Below are 14868 nucleotides of genomic sequence, written 5' to 3' on the forward strand. Positions count from 1 at the left end.
CCACCTATCCCTTGACTGCGCCGGAGGTCAGACCGGACACGATGCGGCGCTGGAAGAAGAGAACGAACAGGATGATCGGAACGGTGATCACCACGGCGGCGGCGCAGATCGCCCCGGTGGGGTCCTCGAACTGCGACTCGCCGGTGAAGAACGACAGGGCGACCGGCACCGTACGGGCTCGTTCGGTGGAGGTCAGCGTGATGGCGAACAGGAAGTCGTTCCAGCAGAAGATGAAGACCAGGATCGCCGTGGTGAACAGGCCGGGCGCGGCCAGCGGGGCGATCACGCGCCGGAACGCCTGCGCCTGGGTGGCGCCGTCCATCTTCGCCGCCTTCTCCAGGTCCCACGGGATCTGCTTGAAGAACGCCGACAGCGTGTAGATCGCCAGCGGCAGCGCGAAGGTGATGTACGGCAGGATCAGCCCGGGCCAGGTGTCGAAGAGGCCGAGCTGACGCTCGATCTCGAACAGCGGTGACACCAGTGACACCTGCGGGAACATCGCGATCAGCAGGGACACCCCGACCAGCAGGCGCTTGCCCGGGAAGTCCAGCCGACTGATCGCGTACGCGGCCATCGCGCCGAGCACCACGGCGATGAGGGTGGCGATCAGGGCGATACCGATGGAGTTGATCAGCGCCCGGACGAACTGGTCGGTGTTGAAGATCGACTTGTAGTTGTCGAGCGTCCACTCGCGGGGGAAGAACTTCCCGTCGGTGAGAGTCGCAGGCGTCTTGAACGACAGCGAAGCGATCCACAGCACCGGGACCAGCGCGAAGACGATCACGAGGATGTCGAGCAGGCCCCAACGCACCTTCGCCCGGGTGGTGGTTTCGACGGCCATGTCAGCGCCTCTCCCCGTCGTCGCTGCCCGGGGCAGCGGTGCCGAACAGCTTCACGAAGACGAACGCGATGATCGCCACGGTGATGAAGATCAGCACCGACATCGTCGAGCCGATGCCGAGGTTCAGACCCCGGATCAGGTTGTTGTAGGCGAGCATCGACACCGACGACGTCTCGTTGCCGCCGGCCGTCAAAACGAAGATGTTGTCGAAGACCCGGAACGCGTCCAGGGTGCGGAACAGCAGCGCGACAAGGATCGCCGGCTTCATCACCGGCAGCATCACCTTGGTGAACCGCTGCCACGCGGTGGCGCCGTCGGTGGAGGCGGCCTTGAGCAGGTCCTCCGGCACCAGCGCCAGCCCGGCCATCAGCAGCAACGCCATGAACGGGGTCGTCTTCCAGATCTCCGCGAGCATGATGATCGCCAGCGAGCTGGCCCGCTCGGTGAGCGGCGCGCCGTCGCTGAACAGGTTGGCCAGGTAGCCCGTGCCGGGCGTCCACGCGTACCGCCAGGAGAACGCGGCGACGACAGTGACGATCCCGTACGGGATCAGCGCCGAGGTCCGCACAAGCCCGCGACCGATCAGCGTGCGGTGCATGATGATGGCAAGCCCCATGCCGAGCACCAACTCGACGGCCACGGTGACCACCGTGATCAGCATGGTCACCCCGAACGCCGTCCACCAGAACTCGTTCGTGAGCACGGTGATGTAGTTCTCCAGCCCGATGAACTCGCGCTGGTCGGGGAAGCGCAGGTCGTAACGCTGCAACGACAACCAGACCGAATAGATGATCGGGTACGCGGTCACCGCCACCATTACCAGCGCGGCGGGCGCGCAGAGCAGCCAGCCGAGCTTGCGTTCGGCCTTCTTGTTCTCGCTCAACGGCGGCTTGCGGCGACCACCCCGCTGGGCGGGCACTGTGGCTGGCTTGGTCTCTTCGGCGACGGTGTCGGTGCCGGCAGGTGTGGCGTTGACGCTCACGGCGTCACCTTCCTTCGCGACTGCGGGGCTCGCAGAACCGGCTCACTCCTCGCACTCACGGCGTCACCTTCCTTCCCGACTGCGGGGCTCGCAGAACCGGCTCACTCCTCGCGCTCACGGCAGCACCCCCTTTGACTCGAGGGCGTCGGCGATGGCACCGCGCAACTCGTCGGCGGTCTGCTGCGGGCGGATCGCCGACGGCGGCGACAGGATCGCCGACGTCACTGTGGAGATGCTCTGGTAGGCCGGGGTCAGGGGACGGGTCGCCGGGTCCTTCAGCTGCTCCAGGATGGTGTCCTTCATCGGGTACGCCTCGGTCATCTCCGGGTCGTCGAAGACGGCCTCGATGGTCGGCGGCACGCCGTCGTTGATGGCGGAGAACTTCTGGTGCTCGGCGCTGCGCAGGCACCGCGCCGCCTCGAAGGACAGCTCCGGGTGCTTGGAGTACGAGCTGACGGCCAGGTTCACCCCGCCGATCGTGACCTTGCTGGGCGTCCCCTCGTCGATGCCGGGCACGCGCGCCCAGCCGACCTGCTTGGCAAGCTCCCGGTTCGCCTCCTGAAGCGCCGGGTAGACGAACGGCCAGTTCACCTGGAACGCGCCCGAACCGCCCTGGAACTCCAGCCGCACCGGGTCCTCGGTGGCGTTGCTCAGCGATGGCGAAGTCACGCCGGACGTGGCGAAGCGCTGCAACTGCTCCAGCGCCCGGACCGCGCCCTCGTCCATCACCGCCTGCTTGCCGTCATCGGAGAGGATCTTGCCGCCGGCGCTCGCGGCGAGGGTGTTGTAGAGCACGACGAGACCCTCGTACTGCGCGCCCATCGTGAGCACCTGGTGGGGCTTGCCCTGGTCCTTGAGTTCCCGGGCCATCGTGATCATCTGGTCCCAGGTGGTCGGCGGCTGCGGCACGAGGTCCTTGCGGTACCAGAGCAGCTGCACGTTCGTGTTCTTCGGCGCGGCGTACAGCTTGCCCTCGTAACGGGCGGTGTCCAGCGGCCCTGCCAGGGTGCCCTGCTCGGCCTCGGCCTTGTCCTGGCCGGTCCACTCACGGATCCACTTGGCGCTTGCGAACTCCTGCGTCCAGGTGACGTCCAGCCCGAGCACGTCCATGCCGCTGTCCTCGGCGGCGAGCCTGCGCACCATCTGCACCCGCTGGTCGTCGGCCTGCCGTGGCAGCACCCGGTAGGCGATCTTGTAGCGCCCCTGGGCCTGCACGTTGCAGTCGTCGACGACCTTCTGGAGGTTCTGCTCCGGCGGGTAGTACAGGTTGATCGTCGGCGTACCGCCGTCACCGTCGCCGGTGCCGCACGCGGCGAGCGGCGCGACCAGTGCGAGCGCAGCAGCAGCCGCCCCCAGCCGGACAGCCGGCCGACGCCGGTGTCGAGCCGTTTCGGGGTCCGTCATCGCCCTCCCCCTCTCTTCGGCTAAAGACCGGGGAGGCATCCGCGCCCCGGTGCGCGGCGAGCCGCTTCCAAGCCGACAAGCTGCGGAAACACGCCGACCCGGATGCTCTGTGCGGCTACACTGCCCCACCCGCGAAGCCACGAAACCTGCCTGCGCGTGGGGCGACACGACTACCGCCGATACGTGCTCAGGGCATCCGTGCGGCTCAACGGCCCAGGTGAGCAACCCTGGCGGACACGCCCATCCCCAGTGAGCGGGTTTGGGGAATTGATAGGGACCGTTACCGACTACGTGCTGGAGGAAGCGCAGCAACCGCCAGGACAGTGGTCCTTCATGAGTTTAATTCACCATCCTCGGCCTTATAAAAATAATGTTGAAACGGCCCTGGGCTGGCGACAAAAGATTGGGAGTCACCGCTATTGGGCCGGCGAATCAACCGGATTGCGGCACCGGGGCCCGGGTCAACGGAACACCGGAGGCTCGGACATTGCCGACTCCGATGTTGCCATGCGATTATGCAGCGATGCATATCAAACTCTTGTGGCGCAACACATCCCGCCTACTGATGACCATGGCCTCGGTTGCCATCGTCATCGCGTCCCTGGGCTTCGCCGCACCGGCATCCGCCGCGGATCCCGACGGCCACAATTGTTGGTGGGTCTCGCCGGGCAACCCACCGGGATTGGTTGACCCCAAGACCATCCTCTACGGCGCGTCGATCCAGTGCGACGGTCCAGTGCGACGTATCGACCTCACCGTGGAGTTGCTTTACCACGGACTGGTCGCCGGCCCCGGCCAGACAGTGAACGGCCGTACTCTGGTTTGGCAGGACCCAACCCTAACCCCCGTTTTCGGCACTGGCGTCAACAATCCGGGCGAACGCTGCGAGTCGGGCTACTACTCGGGTCGCGCGACCGGCACAGTCCAATACCTTTCGGGGTATCCGGAGTTCATCACCAGATCGACAGAGTCTCAGCCGGTACTGCTGACCTGCCAGCCACCGGATATTCCCGTACCCCCGCCCAGCGGGGCGGTGACGGTTACCAACCCGGGGACCCAGAGCATGCTCAAGCTGGACACCGTGGCGCTGCAGATGCAGGCCACCGGCGGGAGCGGTTCGTACACCTGGTCGGCGACCGGCTTGCCTCCTGGGCTTGCCATCGCCCCCTCGACCGGCCTGATCAGCGGCACACTCAGCACCATTGGGAGCTACACCGTCACTGTCACCGCCGTCGGAGGCGGCGAGGGAAGTACCACCTTCACTTGGGGCGTCCGAAAAGAATCCTCCTGCCCCCGCTGTTCCCCTAGCTCGGGGCCCGAGCGAAACGGTTTCAGCGGTACGTAGGCTGCCCGGTCTGCGGGGATGAAACAGAATGCCGCGCAGCCGAGCGTGGCCGACCGGCACGCGTGCACGTCCGCCAGGACTCCGGTCCTGGCGGCGTTGCGGCCCTTGGGCGCGCAGCAGGAGGCAAGACCGGCCTTCCAGGGGCGTGTCCGGTGGCGGGTCGACACCCGATCGAGGCCATGACTGTCAGGCTCTCGTCGCCATGCCTAGTCCCACGATCGGCGCCGCTCGAATCGAACCCATACAGATACTCTGTGTGCCATCTTCGCGACGGACACGCCGAGAGGCATCGATGACCACCGACCAAATCCTTGTTCGTATCGGTGAGGCAGCGCAGCTGCACCATCACCAAGGTCAGCGAGACGCCGCTCGCCACCTGCTCAGCCAGATCTGGGACGAGATCGGCGGCGACCACGGCAACCCACTGCACGTGTGCGTGCTCGCGCACACGATGGCCGACGTGCAGGACGACGTGCATCAGGAACTGCTCTGGGACCAGCGGGCGCTCACAGCAGCCGACCGACTCACCGACGAACAGACAACGCAAGCGGGGGTAGCCCTACCAGTCGCCGGCTTGTATCCATCACTGCACCTCAACCTCGCCGACTGCTACCGCAAGCTCGGCGACCTCGCCCGCGCCCGCGAGCATCTGCGCCACGCCCAATCCGGAATCGACGCGCTCGGCGACGACGAGTACGGACGGCTGATCAGGAACGGCTTGCACACCCTCATGCAGCAGCTGACCGCCCCCGCTGTGCCGCAGGCGAAATGACCAGACCGTTCACCATTCTCGGCTTCGCTGACCTTCCCTAGACAACATTCCGCAAGTTATCCGATTCTTCCTGTGTGGGCTCGAGCCCAAGACGGTGAAGAACCGGCTGCACTGGGACGTCGAACTGGTCGCCCCGGAGCCGATGGCACTGATCGCGGCCGGCGCGACGCTGCTGCGGGAACCACTCGACGAGGCGCACTGGTGGTGGGTGCTGGCTGACCCGGAAGGCAACGAGTTCTGCGCCTTCGCACCCCGCCCTACCGGGTGAACGACCGACTACCGGGCGCGGGCCGCATCGACTAGCGTTTTTCCCAGCGCCGCAGCCAGCGCGTTCGCCGCCGCCGTCGACACGCCTCCGGCCGACCCCGCCTGCCCGATCGGCTGGTAATCGCGGGAACGTCGCACCGCCGCTTCCCCGGTTCGGCAGGATCCTTCCAACGAGGAGGTGCCGTCGTGCAGGACACCCGCGCTCTCGCCCTGACATTCGAGGTGAGCGGCCTGCCACCGGTCAAGACCGAAGCGCTGTCCATCTTCGCCGCCGGGCACCGGCAGGCGACGAGGGTCCGCGCCCTACTCCAGGCCGCCCTGCAAGCGGCCCAGCGCACCGGCTGGACGCCGCTGCCCGGGCCGATCACTGTCGACCTGGTCCTGCGCTGCCCGCCCGGGCACCGTACGTCCGACGCCAGCACCCTGCTCGGCGGCGTCTGTGCCGTGTTGCAGGACAAGAAGCGGGTGTCCAACATCGGCCTGGCGCACCTGGGCGTCCTGGTGGACGTCGCCCTCTACGACGACGACAGGCAGATCCGCCGTTTGTCGTACCAGGAGGAGCCCGCGGAGGAATTCTCGTACCAGGTGCGGGTTGCCGCCGTACCGACAGGCGTTTGACCGACGGCCGCGGTGGGGTATCGCGGACGCCGACGAAGGGAGCACCGATGTCGGAACCACATGTCACGCTCGACCCGCGCGGGCTCGACGCTGTGCAGCAGAAGTTGCGTGGTCCCCTGGAGGACCAGCTGACCTCGGCGCTCCAGGCGGCCACCGACCGGGTCCGTGCCGACTACGGCGGCGAGCCGGTGGAGCAGGTCTGCCAGCGGCTGCTGGACGAGACCCGATCCGGGTTGCACCCCGACATCGCGGCCGGCTTCAACCCGGACATGGACGAGTTCTGCCGCGTGGCGGTGGCAATCGTCCGCGGCGGCGCGCCGTCCTGAGCCCGAGAACGATGCCGATGCCGGCCGCCAGCGCGGCCGGCATCGTCCGACTGGTCGTGTTCTCATGCGGCGGAGCGTGGTCAGGACCGGGTCCGCAACTACCCGGCCCTGACCCCCGGCGGACCGGCAGGGAGCGGACAGCTCCGGCACCCCGTCACGCCCGGGCGTGGCACGACGCCGCGCAGCTCGACGGAGAGAGCCGGCCGCTTCAGCACTCAGCTCCACGGTGCCCACCCGCCGGACGCCGGTACGCCCCCGGCACACCCCGAAGGACCGTGAGCGCCGGCCCAGGTTAGGCGGGCCGCGACGGGCCGGACAAGCCGCCACGGACCGTCGGCGGGCGTGACTGATCTCAAAGGGGAAAAGCGGCACGTCGGCGTAACGCACCAATCGCCGCTGGCGCTGTTCAGATTCCTGGGGGCGCTCAGAAGTGCCGCAGCAGATCGCGGAACTCGGCAAGCCGCAGGATGCCCGTGTCGGTTGGATCCAGTTCGTCGTGCTCCAGTACCCAGGTGTTCTCGTTCGGGATGAACACGGCGTTCAGTCCGGCCGCCCGGGCCGGCACGATGTCCGACTTCGGGGAGTTGCCGATCATCCACGCGCCAGCCGGGTCGAAGCCGTGCTCCCCGATCAGCCACCGGTACGTGTCGACCTTCTTCTCGGCGACGATGTGCGCGGCGCGGAAGTGGTGCAGCAGCCCGCAGGCGTCCAGCTTGCGCTGCTGTTCCTCACGCTCGCCCTTGGTGAGTAGCAGCAGCTCGTGCCGACCGGCCAGTTCGTCGAGCGCCTCGGCGACGCCGGGCATCAGCTCCACCCGGTGCTCCACGAGCGCCAGGGCCAGCCGGTCGATCTCCTGCCGTTCGGCGTCGGTGGCCGGTCGCTCGCGCAGCCGTTCCAGGCAGTCCGCCAGGCTGCGCAGGAAGACCTTGCTGCCGTACCCGTGCGCGACGGCGTTGGCCCGCTCGATGTCATCGAGGATGGTCCGGATCTCCGCCCGGTCCAGGGTGGGGTGGTCGAGCCACCCGAGGAAGTCGTCGATCACCCGCTCGAAGACGACGTTGTTCTCCCAGAGTGTGTCGTCCGCGTCGAAGATCAACACCTGAGCGCCCCGCCGAGCCGCCACGTCCACCGTCACACCGCCACCTCTCGCGCTGACTCCGTCGACGATCCGAGACTCTAGGCCGTCCCCGGCACCGGACCCAGCGACTTTCCGCTGCCGTCACGGCCACCGCAGCAGCCTCTCCGCGATCATCGCTTCCCTCTCCTCCTGCCCCTCGGGTCGCAGCCGGCCACCCCGGGTGAGCATCACGACGCCGTGCAGCAGGCTCCAGCCCACCTCGGCGAGGGCGTCCGGGTCCCTACCCTCGGCCAGCGGGGCGAGGGCAGCCCGCAGCTCGGCGAAGACCGCCCGCGGCGCGGCCGGCACCCCATCCACGCCGAGGGCGAGGTCGGGGGTCATCGCGAGCATCGCGTCGTAGACCTCCGGATTGGCGTACGCGAAGTCGAGGTACGCGCTCGCGACGGCCGGCCAGGCACCCTCGGCGCTGCCGGCGGCCTCCGCGTGCGCCTCCGCCAGGTCGGCGGCCAGGTCGACGAGTGCACACGCGGCGACAGCGGCGAGCAGCGCCTCCAGATCCGCGAAGTGTCGGTAGAGGTCACCGAGGTCGACGGCGGCCCGCTCGGCGAGACGCCTGGTGCTCACCTCCGGCCAGCCCTCCGCCTCGGCCAACTCCCGTGCGAACGCGACGATGCGGTCGCGCCGCTCCTCTTCGGTGGCCTTCTCGGTGGGTCCGGGCACGCACACGAGCGTACGGTCGAACACCGCAGGTAGTCGCTTGGTGACGGATTGGTGACTGGCGTCAGGGTGTGCCACCAGGGGCCGGGACGGCGTGCTCGGCGAGCCTGCTCACCTGCTCCCAGCCGGCCCAGGTGTCCATCCGGCGGCGGGAGATGTCGAACGCCAGGTCGTAGACCGTGCTGCCGAGCAGGAGCCGCAGCGGCGGATCGTCACTGTCGACGAGTTTCAGCAGCGCCTCGGCGGCCAGTCGGGGCTCGCTGTCGATCGAGTCTTCGGCCCACTGCCGCTCCAGTTCGGCGCGCAGTGGCCCGTACTCCTCCATCGGGCTTGTGGAGGTCGCGCTTGTGTACAGGTCGGTCCAGTAGCCGCCGGGCTGCACGATGCTGACCGTTGTCCCGAAGGTCGCGGCCTCCATCGCCAGCGCCTCACTCATGCCCTCCAGCGCGAATTTGCTCGCGCTGTACATTCCGGTGCTCGGAAAGCCGCCCAGCGCGGCGATGCTGGAGATCTGCACGATGTGGCCGGCCCGCCGGGCCCGCAGGTACGGCAGCGCGGCCTGGCTCACCCAGAGCGCGCCGAACACGTTGACCTCGAACTGTGCCCGCGCCTGCACCTCGGTGAACTCTTCGAGCATGCCCAGCGACATGGTGCCGGCGTTGTTGACGACGATGTCGAGCCCTCCGAAGTGCTCGGCAGCGGTGGTGACGGCGGCGAAGACCGCCGCCCGGTCGGTCACGTCGAGTGGAAGGGCGAGCAGGCGGTCGCCGTGGCGCTCGTCGAAGTCGTGCCGGGCGATGGTCCGCGCCGCGCCGACCACCTGATCGCCGCGTTCGAGGGCGGCGATGGCGAACGCGCGGCCCAGGCCGCGGCTGGCGCCGGTGATGAACCAGGTACGCGGTGCGGTGCCGGTCGGGGTGCGCACAGTCGATCTCCATCCTCCGTCGATACGAGACGAGACGGACCGTCTCGCCTGCACCTGACGGTAGGTCGCGCCCACCCCTCCCGTCAAGACGAGACGGACCGTCTCGCACCTGGTATCTTCGGCCCATGGCGACGCAACACCGGGCCGCTCCCAACGCCGCCCGCCGGAAGGAGACCTCGCGCCAGGCCATCCTCACGGCCGCGTTCGACCTGCTCAGGGAGGTCGGTTACGCCAAACTCAGCATCGAGGGCATCGCCGCGCGCGCCGGCGTGGGCAAACAGACCATCTACCGCTGGTGGCCGTCAAAGGGCGCTGTCATCTTCGACGCCTTCCTCCTGCTCAGCGCCAGCGAAGGTGAGCCCCCGGTGCTGCCCCACACCGGAGACCTGGAAGCCGACCTGCGCGCGGTGCTCCGCGCCACCGTCGAGGAGTTGAACGACCCCCGGCACGACCAGCCGATGCGGGCGTTGGCCACCGAGATCGCGCACGACCCGGACTTGGCTGCCGTCTACGCCGAACGGCTGGACGGGCCGTTGAAGGAAGCCAAGCGTCAGCGGCTGCGCAGCGCCCAGCAGGCGGGGCAACTCGCCGAGGACCTCGACCTCGACGTGGCCGTGGAGATGATCTGGGGTCCCCTGCTCAACAGGTGGCTGCACCGCAGCGGCCCCCTCACCGCCGAGTACGCCGATCGCGTCGTAGCCACAGCGCTCAACGGATTGCGCCCGCGCCACTGAACCCGGGCCCTCGCCCAACGACCACCACGCGGCGGCCGCCGATCGCGACGATCGTGCTCGAACCAGGAAGCGGTGGCCTCCTGCCGCAAGCGACACCACCGCAACAATGATCGAGCACGATCATTGGCGCGGCGGCGCGACCTCGGACGCGACGGCGGGGAAGCCGCTGGTGAGGACGCCTATCGCACGCTCGACGCGGTGGGACGCCGATGAGTCGGCCTGGCTGGTCAGCGCGACGTGGTGCAGCGCGCCGACGACCACCAGAGCCAGCGCCTCGGTGTCGACCCCGGCGGGCACCCGCCCGATCCCCTGCTCGGCGGCCAGATAGCCGGCAATCGCGCGCTCGATGCCGTGCAACCCCGAGATCCCACTGCCCAGCACCGCCTCGACCTGTGCCGTCAGCTCCGGCCGGGAGGCAGTGAGCCGGGCCAACGCCGTAAGCGTGCCCAGCGGTGTCGCAAGGACCGCCTGCCGCAGGTTTTCCGCCACGGTGTCGGACCCGGCGCGCTCCGGTAGGCCGGCCACCTCGCCGGAGACCTGGAACGCCCGGTCGATCGCGTAGGCGGTAAGGAAGTCGTCGAAGTTGGCGAAGTGCGCGTAGAGCAGACCGGTCGCGACACCGGCTTCGCGCGTCACGGCACGGCCGGTGAGTCGACTCGGTCCGTCTTGCGCGATCAGCCGCTCGACGGCAGCGAAGAGCTGCTGCCTGAGCGCTGGGATGGCGACACCGCGCGGCATGCCTGAAGTCTAGGCGGTACCGCCGCCGCCATTTACATCGGTATGAACATTCGCTCATACTAGTTTGAGCAGATGCTCATTCCTGGTTGCGAGGTACTTGATGAAACGCGCGGTGATCGTGGGTGCCGGCATAGCCGGGCTGGCCACAGCCCTCCGACTCGGGCGCGACGGGTGGCACGTCGTCGTCGTGGAACGCGCGCCAGGCCGCCGCAGCAGCGGCTACATGGTGAACCTGATCGGCCCGGGGTACGACGCCGCCGAACGCCTCGGACTGCTCCCCGCCCTGTCCGCCTCCGAACTGGGACTCTTCACCACAGTGCTGGTGCACGCCGACGGACGACCCAAGTTCACAGTGCCTGCCGCCATCGCCGAAGCCGCCCTCGGCGAACGCACCATGTCGGTGTTCCGCGGCGACCTGGAAACCAGCCTCTTCGAAGCGGCGCGGGACCGTGCGGACATCCGCTTCGGCGCCACTGTGGAGTCCGTCGAGCAGGACACCGATGGCGTACGCGTGGAGTTGAGCGACGGCACCACCGAACACGCTGACCTGCTAGTCGGCTGCGACGGAGTGCACTCGGCAACGCGTACCGCGGTCTTCGGGTCTGATTTCGTGGTTGACAGTCCGTACCTCGTGGCCGCCTTCCCTCTGGACCACCCGGTGCCCGGCGTGCCCGAGTCTTCCGCGACGACGTTCATCGGTCCGGGCCGGACGGCCGCCATCGTGAACCTCGGCCCGCAGCGGTCGTCGGTGTTCTTCACGTACCGATGCGCGGACCCGGGCGCCGATCTCCGGCGCGGGCCTGTCGAGGCGCTGGGCACTGCGTTCGGGGATCTGGGCGGCGGCGTTCCCGAGGCGATCCGCCACCTCACGAAGGACCCGGCCAACGCCTACTTCGACGCCGTCAGCCAGGTGGTCATGCCGCACTGGAGCACAGGCCGGGTCGTGCTGCTCGGAGACGCGGCGTGGTGCGTCACGCTCTTCGCCGGACACGGCGCGGCCCTCGCACTGGCCGGCGCCGACCACCTCGGCGCGGCACTGCGGCGGCACGGCGACGACCTCCCGGCGGCACTTGCCGAGTGGGAGACCGGCCTACGCCCGGAGGTCAGCAAGCGACAGGCACTCGCCCGCCGGGGAATGCTCCAGTACGCGCCACCAAGCCGATTCCACGTCTGGATGAACGATCTGACAATGCGGGCGATCACCCTTCCCGGCGTCAGCAACCTGGTCCGCAGAGGCATCGAACGCGCAAACCGCTGAGAAGCACGTCCCGGCCCGCGCCGGCAAGATCCGCGCACTTTCGGTGATGGTGCTGTCTCCCGGAGGCCGGAGGCAGCAGCATCCCTGATGTTGCTCGGATCTTGCGGGCAGGGCAGGGCGGGTCAGCGGCGCAGGGTGAGGATCAGGTCGGCTACCAGGGCCGTCCAGCCGGTCTGGTGCCAGGCGCCCAGGCCGGCGCCGTTGTCACCGTGGAAGTACTCCGGGAACGCGATCAGGTCCCGCCAGTCCGGGTGGGTCTGGAACAGCTGCGCCGCGCCGTAGATCGGGCGGCGCCCCCAGTCGTCCTGGGTGAACAGCGAGATCAGCCGGGCCGAGAGGTCGTCGGCGATCTCGTCCAGCGACCGTTTCACACCGGAGCGGGTCGGATACTCCACCTGGAGGTCGTCGCCGAAGAACGCCGCGTAGTCGCGCAGCGCGCTGATCAGCAGGAAGTTCGTCGGCATCCAGATGGGACCACGCCAGTTCGAGTTGCCGCCGAACAGCCCACTCGTCGACTCGGCAGGTTCGTAGCCGACGGAGAACTCCTGCCCGCCGAGGGTGACCGAGAACGGCTTGTCCAGGTGCGCGCGGGACAGCGTACGAAGGCCGAAGTCGGAGAGGAACTCGTCGGAGTCGAGCATCCGGGCGAGCAGCCGGACCACCTGCTCCGGGCCGACCATTGACAGCAGCCGCTGCTGGCGTCCGTCCGGGCCGAGGCGACGGGTGCCGATCACCTGCGCGTACTCCGGGCGGTTGGTGAGGAACCAGCGCAGCCGGGCGCCCAGCTCCGGCAGCCGGTGCAGGGTCTTGGCGGTCAGCCTGGTGGTGGCGGCCAGCGGCAGCAGCCCGACCACCGAGCGGACCTTCAACGGCACCTTCGTGCCGTCGGCGAGGCGCAGCACGTCGTAGAAGAAGGCGTCCTCGTCGTCCCAGAGCCCCTGCTCGTACGCGGCGGCGGCGATGTACGCGAAGTGCTCGAAGAACTTGGTGGCCGTGTCCACCCAGGTGCGGTCGTGTTCGGCGAGCACGATCGCGATGTCCAGCAGGTTGAGGGCGTACATGGCCATCCAGCCGGTGCCGTCGGACTGCTCCAGCACACCCGCCACCGGCAGCGCCGCCGAGCGGTCGAACGGACCGACGTTGTCCAGCCCGAGGAAGCCTCCCTCGAAGACGTTGTTGCCGCCGGTGTCCTTGCGGTTGACCCACCAGGTGAAGTTGAGCAGCAGCTTGTGCATCACCCGGGCCAGGAACTCGAAGTCCCGCCCGCCGTCGATCTCGAAGACCTTCAGCGCCGCCCAGGCGTGCACCGGTGGGTTCACGTCGCCGAACGCCCACTCGTACGCGGGGATCTGCCCGTTGGGGTGCAGGTACCACTCGCGCAGCAGGAGCAGCAGCTGCTCCTTGGCGAAGCCGGGGTCGACGCGGGCGATGCTCACGCAGTGGAAGGCCAGATCCCAGGCTGCGTACCAGGGATATTCCCACGGGTCGGGCATGGAGATCACGTCGAAGCTGGTCATGTGCCACCAGGCGCTGTTGCGTCCGTGCCGGCGCCCGGCCGGCGGCGTCGACCCCGGGTCGCCTTCGAGCCAGCGCTTGACGTCGAAGTGGTAGAACTGCTTGCCCCACATGAGCCCGGCGATGGCCTGCCGGGCGACCAGCGCCTCATCGGCTGTGGCGGCCTCCGGGATCACGCTTGCGAAGAACCGGTTCGCCTCGGCCCGCCGCGCCCACACCACCGCCTCGAAGCCGTCGCGCAGGTCGGCCGGGGGCGGCGGGGCCGACGCCGGAGGCGACGCGGTACGGGTAAGTCGCAGCCGGATCTGGCGCTGCCCGCCGGGCGGCACGTCGAGGACGTAGTGCAGCGCGCCCTTGGTGCCCTCCCGGGCCGGGTTGACGGTGGCCGCGCCATTGACCACGTGGTCGTTGATGCCGTCCTTCGGGTACTTCGAGCGGCCCGGCAGGCCCCAGAGCCGCTCGGCGTTCGTGTCGTTGTCGCAGAGCAGCGGCACCGGGCCACCGTCGCCCTCCAGCAGCAGTTGGCCGAGGACCCGGTGCTCACCGACCAGCCGGGTGCCTTCGCCGGTCAGTCGGGGAATCCGGTCGCCCCCGGGCAGACCCCACGCCCACGTGTTGCGGAACCACAGGGTGGGCAGCACGTGCAGGGTCGCCGCCCGGTCACCCCGGTTGGCGACCGTCACCACCATGCACAGGTCGGTCGGGGACGCCTTGGCGTAGTCGACTGTCACCGCCCAGTACCGGTCCTCGTCGAAGATGCCGGTGTCCACCAGCTCGTACTCGGTGTCATCCCGGCCGCGCAGCGCGTTCACGGCGACGAGTTCGTCGTACGGGAAGGCCGCCTGCGGGTAGTGGTAGCGCCAGCGCATCCAGGAGTGGGTGGGCGTGGAGTCCTCGTACCACCAGTACTCCTTGACGTCCTCGCCGTGGTTGCCGCTGTCGCCGCCCAGGCCGAACATCCGCTCCTTGAGGATCGGGTCCTTGCCGTTCCAGAGCGCGAGAGCGAACGCGAAGGTCTGCCGGTCGTCGCAGACGCCTGCCATCCCGTCTTCGTTCCACCGGTAGGCTCTGGACCGCGCGTGGTCATGCGGGAAGTAGTCCCACGCCGTACCGTGCTCGCTGTAGTCCTCCCGTACCGTCCCCCACGCCCGTTCGGACAGATAGGGACCCCATGCGCGCCAGTCCTGCTCCCCCGAGTCGGCCTGGGCGAGCCGGAGCCGCTCAGCGTCGGGTGGCGAGGCGTCGGAGGACGATCGGTCAGTGATCACGTACACATCCTTGACGCCGTCTCCGTACTTGACCACAGCAGCCATTGTCGTCGTGGCGTGTTACACCTTGCCGTCGGTGG

At 68.7% G+C, this 14868-nt stretch carries 15 protein-coding genes; 7 read left to right on the plus strand and 8 right to left on the minus strand.

The window, feature by feature from the left end:
* Window positions 1-4: 4 nt before the first annotated feature.
* From ACLQ23_RS25300 to ACLQ23_RS25310, 3 genes are all read right to left on the minus strand, one after another.
* A complete protein-coding gene (locus tag ACLQ23_RS25300; RefSeq protein WP_355594079.1) occupies window positions 5-841 on the minus strand; it encodes a carbohydrate ABC transporter permease in 837 nt (278 codons plus the stop codon).
* A gap of 1 nt (window position 842) precedes the next feature.
* Complete coding sequence (locus ACLQ23_RS25305) at window positions 843-1823, minus strand: sugar ABC transporter permease (RefSeq protein WP_334549271.1); 981 nt, start codon at window positions 1821-1823, stop codon at window positions 843-845.
* A 114-nt stretch (window positions 1824-1937) separates the two neighbouring features.
* Window positions 1938-3227 carry an ABC transporter substrate-binding protein gene (locus ACLQ23_RS25310; RefSeq protein ID WP_425881207.1) on the minus strand — a complete coding sequence of 430 codons (1290 nt, stop codon included), beginning with the start codon at window positions 3225-3227 and terminating at the stop codon, window positions 1938-1940.
* A 523-nt stretch (window positions 3228-3750) separates the two neighbouring features.
* On the opposite strand from ACLQ23_RS25310, the gene ACLQ23_RS25315 reads away from it, so the two are divergent.
* From ACLQ23_RS25315 to ACLQ23_RS25335, 5 genes are all read left to right on the plus strand, one after another.
* Complete coding sequence (locus ACLQ23_RS25315) at window positions 3751-4572, plus strand: Ig domain-containing protein (protein ID WP_355631058.1); 822 nt, start codon at window positions 3751-3753, stop codon at window positions 4570-4572.
* A 292-nt stretch (window positions 4573-4864) separates the two neighbouring features.
* Window positions 4865-5344 carry a hypothetical protein gene (locus ACLQ23_RS25320; RefSeq protein WP_355631061.1) on the plus strand — a complete coding sequence of 160 codons (480 nt, stop codon included), beginning with the start codon at window positions 4865-4867 and terminating at the stop codon, window positions 5342-5344.
* A 94-nt stretch (window positions 5345-5438) separates the two neighbouring features.
* A complete protein-coding gene (locus ACLQ23_RS25325) occupies window positions 5439-5612 on the plus strand; it encodes a VOC family protein (RefSeq protein WP_355594071.1) in 174 nt (57 codons plus the stop codon).
* A gap of 185 nt (window positions 5613-5797) precedes the next feature.
* A complete protein-coding gene (locus ACLQ23_RS25330; RefSeq protein ID WP_355594069.1) occupies window positions 5798-6229 on the plus strand; it encodes a hypothetical protein in 432 nt (143 codons plus the stop codon).
* 47 nt (window positions 6230-6276) lie between these two features.
* A complete protein-coding gene (locus tag ACLQ23_RS25335) occupies window positions 6277-6555 on the plus strand; it encodes a hypothetical protein (protein ID WP_355594067.1) in 279 nt (92 codons plus the stop codon).
* Window positions 6556-6979: 424 nt separating this feature from the next.
* Here ACLQ23_RS25335 and ACLQ23_RS25340 read toward each other — a convergent pair whose 3' ends face one another.
* The 3 genes from ACLQ23_RS25340 to ACLQ23_RS25350 all read right to left on the minus strand — a co-directional run bounded on the left by ACLQ23_RS25340 (window position 6980) and on the right by ACLQ23_RS25350 (window position 9275).
* Window positions 6980-7654, minus strand: a complete 675-nt coding sequence (locus ACLQ23_RS25340; RefSeq protein ID WP_355594278.1) for an HAD family hydrolase — start codon at window positions 7652-7654, stop codon at window positions 6980-6982.
* Between the two features lie 120 nt (window positions 7655-7774).
* The gene (locus tag ACLQ23_RS25345; protein WP_355594065.1) at window positions 7775-8353 is read right to left on the minus strand and encodes a TetR/AcrR family transcriptional regulator; all 579 of its coding nucleotides are present in this window, start codon (window positions 8351-8353) and stop codon (window positions 7775-7777) included.
* Window positions 8354-8414: 61 nt separating this feature from the next.
* Entirely contained in the window at window positions 8415-9275 is an 861-nt protein-coding gene (locus ACLQ23_RS25350) for an SDR family oxidoreductase (RefSeq protein ID WP_425735967.1), read from the minus strand.
* Between the two features lie 125 nt (window positions 9276-9400).
* On the opposite strand from ACLQ23_RS25350, the gene ACLQ23_RS25355 reads away from it, so the two are divergent.
* Window positions 9401-10009 carry a TetR/AcrR family transcriptional regulator gene (locus ACLQ23_RS25355; RefSeq protein WP_425735966.1) on the plus strand — a complete coding sequence of 203 codons (609 nt, stop codon included), beginning with the start codon at window positions 9401-9403 and terminating at the stop codon, window positions 10007-10009.
* A 120-nt stretch (window positions 10010-10129) separates the two neighbouring features.
* Here ACLQ23_RS25355 and ACLQ23_RS25360 read toward each other — a convergent pair whose 3' ends face one another.
* Complete coding sequence (locus ACLQ23_RS25360) at window positions 10130-10747, minus strand: TetR/AcrR family transcriptional regulator (RefSeq protein ID WP_355594059.1); 618 nt, start codon at window positions 10745-10747, stop codon at window positions 10130-10132.
* A gap of 100 nt (window positions 10748-10847) precedes the next feature.
* Here ACLQ23_RS25360 and ACLQ23_RS25365 point away from each other — a divergent pair, with 100 nt between their 5' ends.
* Window positions 10848-12005: an FAD-dependent oxidoreductase gene (locus ACLQ23_RS25365; protein WP_425735965.1), complete on the plus strand. Its 1158-nt coding sequence runs from the start codon at window positions 10848-10850 to the stop codon at window positions 12003-12005.
* A 122-nt stretch (window positions 12006-12127) separates the two neighbouring features.
* Here ACLQ23_RS25365 and ACLQ23_RS25370 read toward each other — a convergent pair whose 3' ends face one another.
* On the minus strand, window positions 12128-14833 hold the full coding sequence (locus ACLQ23_RS25370) for an MGH1-like glycoside hydrolase domain-containing protein (RefSeq protein ID WP_355594055.1): 2706 nt from the start codon (window positions 14831-14833) through the stop codon (window positions 12128-12130).
* Window positions 14834-14868 lie beyond the last annotated feature (35 nt).

It is taken from the genome of Micromonospora sp. DT41, assembly GCF_049841715.1.
GTDB lineage: Bacteria > Actinomycetota > Actinomycetes > Mycobacteriales > Micromonosporaceae > Micromonospora > Micromonospora profundi.

Excerpts from the sequence above, each read along its gene's own strand:
- ACLQ23_RS25310 (WP_425881207.1), bottom strand. The coding sequence starts at position 3,227 with ATGACGGACCCCGAAACGGCTCGACACCGGCGTCGGCCGGCTGTCCGG.
- ACLQ23_RS25355 (WP_425735966.1), top strand. The coding sequence starts at position 9,401 with ATGGCGACGCAACACCGGGCCGCTCCCAACGCCGCCCGCCGGAAGGAG.
- ACLQ23_RS25300 (WP_355594079.1), bottom strand. The coding sequence starts at position 841 with ATGGCCGTCGAAACCACCACCCGGGCGAAGGTGCGTTGGGGCCTGCTC.
- ACLQ23_RS25320 (WP_355631061.1), top strand. The coding sequence starts at position 4,865 with ATGACCACCGACCAAATCCTTGTTCGTATCGGTGAGGCAGCGCAGCTG.
- ACLQ23_RS25360 (WP_355594059.1), bottom strand. The coding sequence starts at position 10,747 with ATGCCGCGCGGTGTCGCCATCCCAGCGCTCAGGCAGCAGCTCTTCGCT.
- ACLQ23_RS25315 (WP_355631058.1), top strand. The coding sequence starts at position 3,751 with ATGCATATCAAACTCTTGTGGCGCAACACATCCCGCCTACTGATGACC.
- ACLQ23_RS25370 (WP_355594055.1), bottom strand. The coding sequence starts at position 14,833 with ATGGCTGCTGTGGTCAAGTACGGAGACGGCGTCAAGGATGTGTACGTG.
- ACLQ23_RS25365 (WP_425735965.1), top strand. The coding sequence starts at position 10,848 with ATGAAACGCGCGGTGATCGTGGGTGCCGGCATAGCCGGGCTGGCCACA.
- ACLQ23_RS25335 (WP_355594067.1), top strand. The coding sequence starts at position 6,277 with ATGTCGGAACCACATGTCACGCTCGACCCGCGCGGGCTCGACGCTGTG.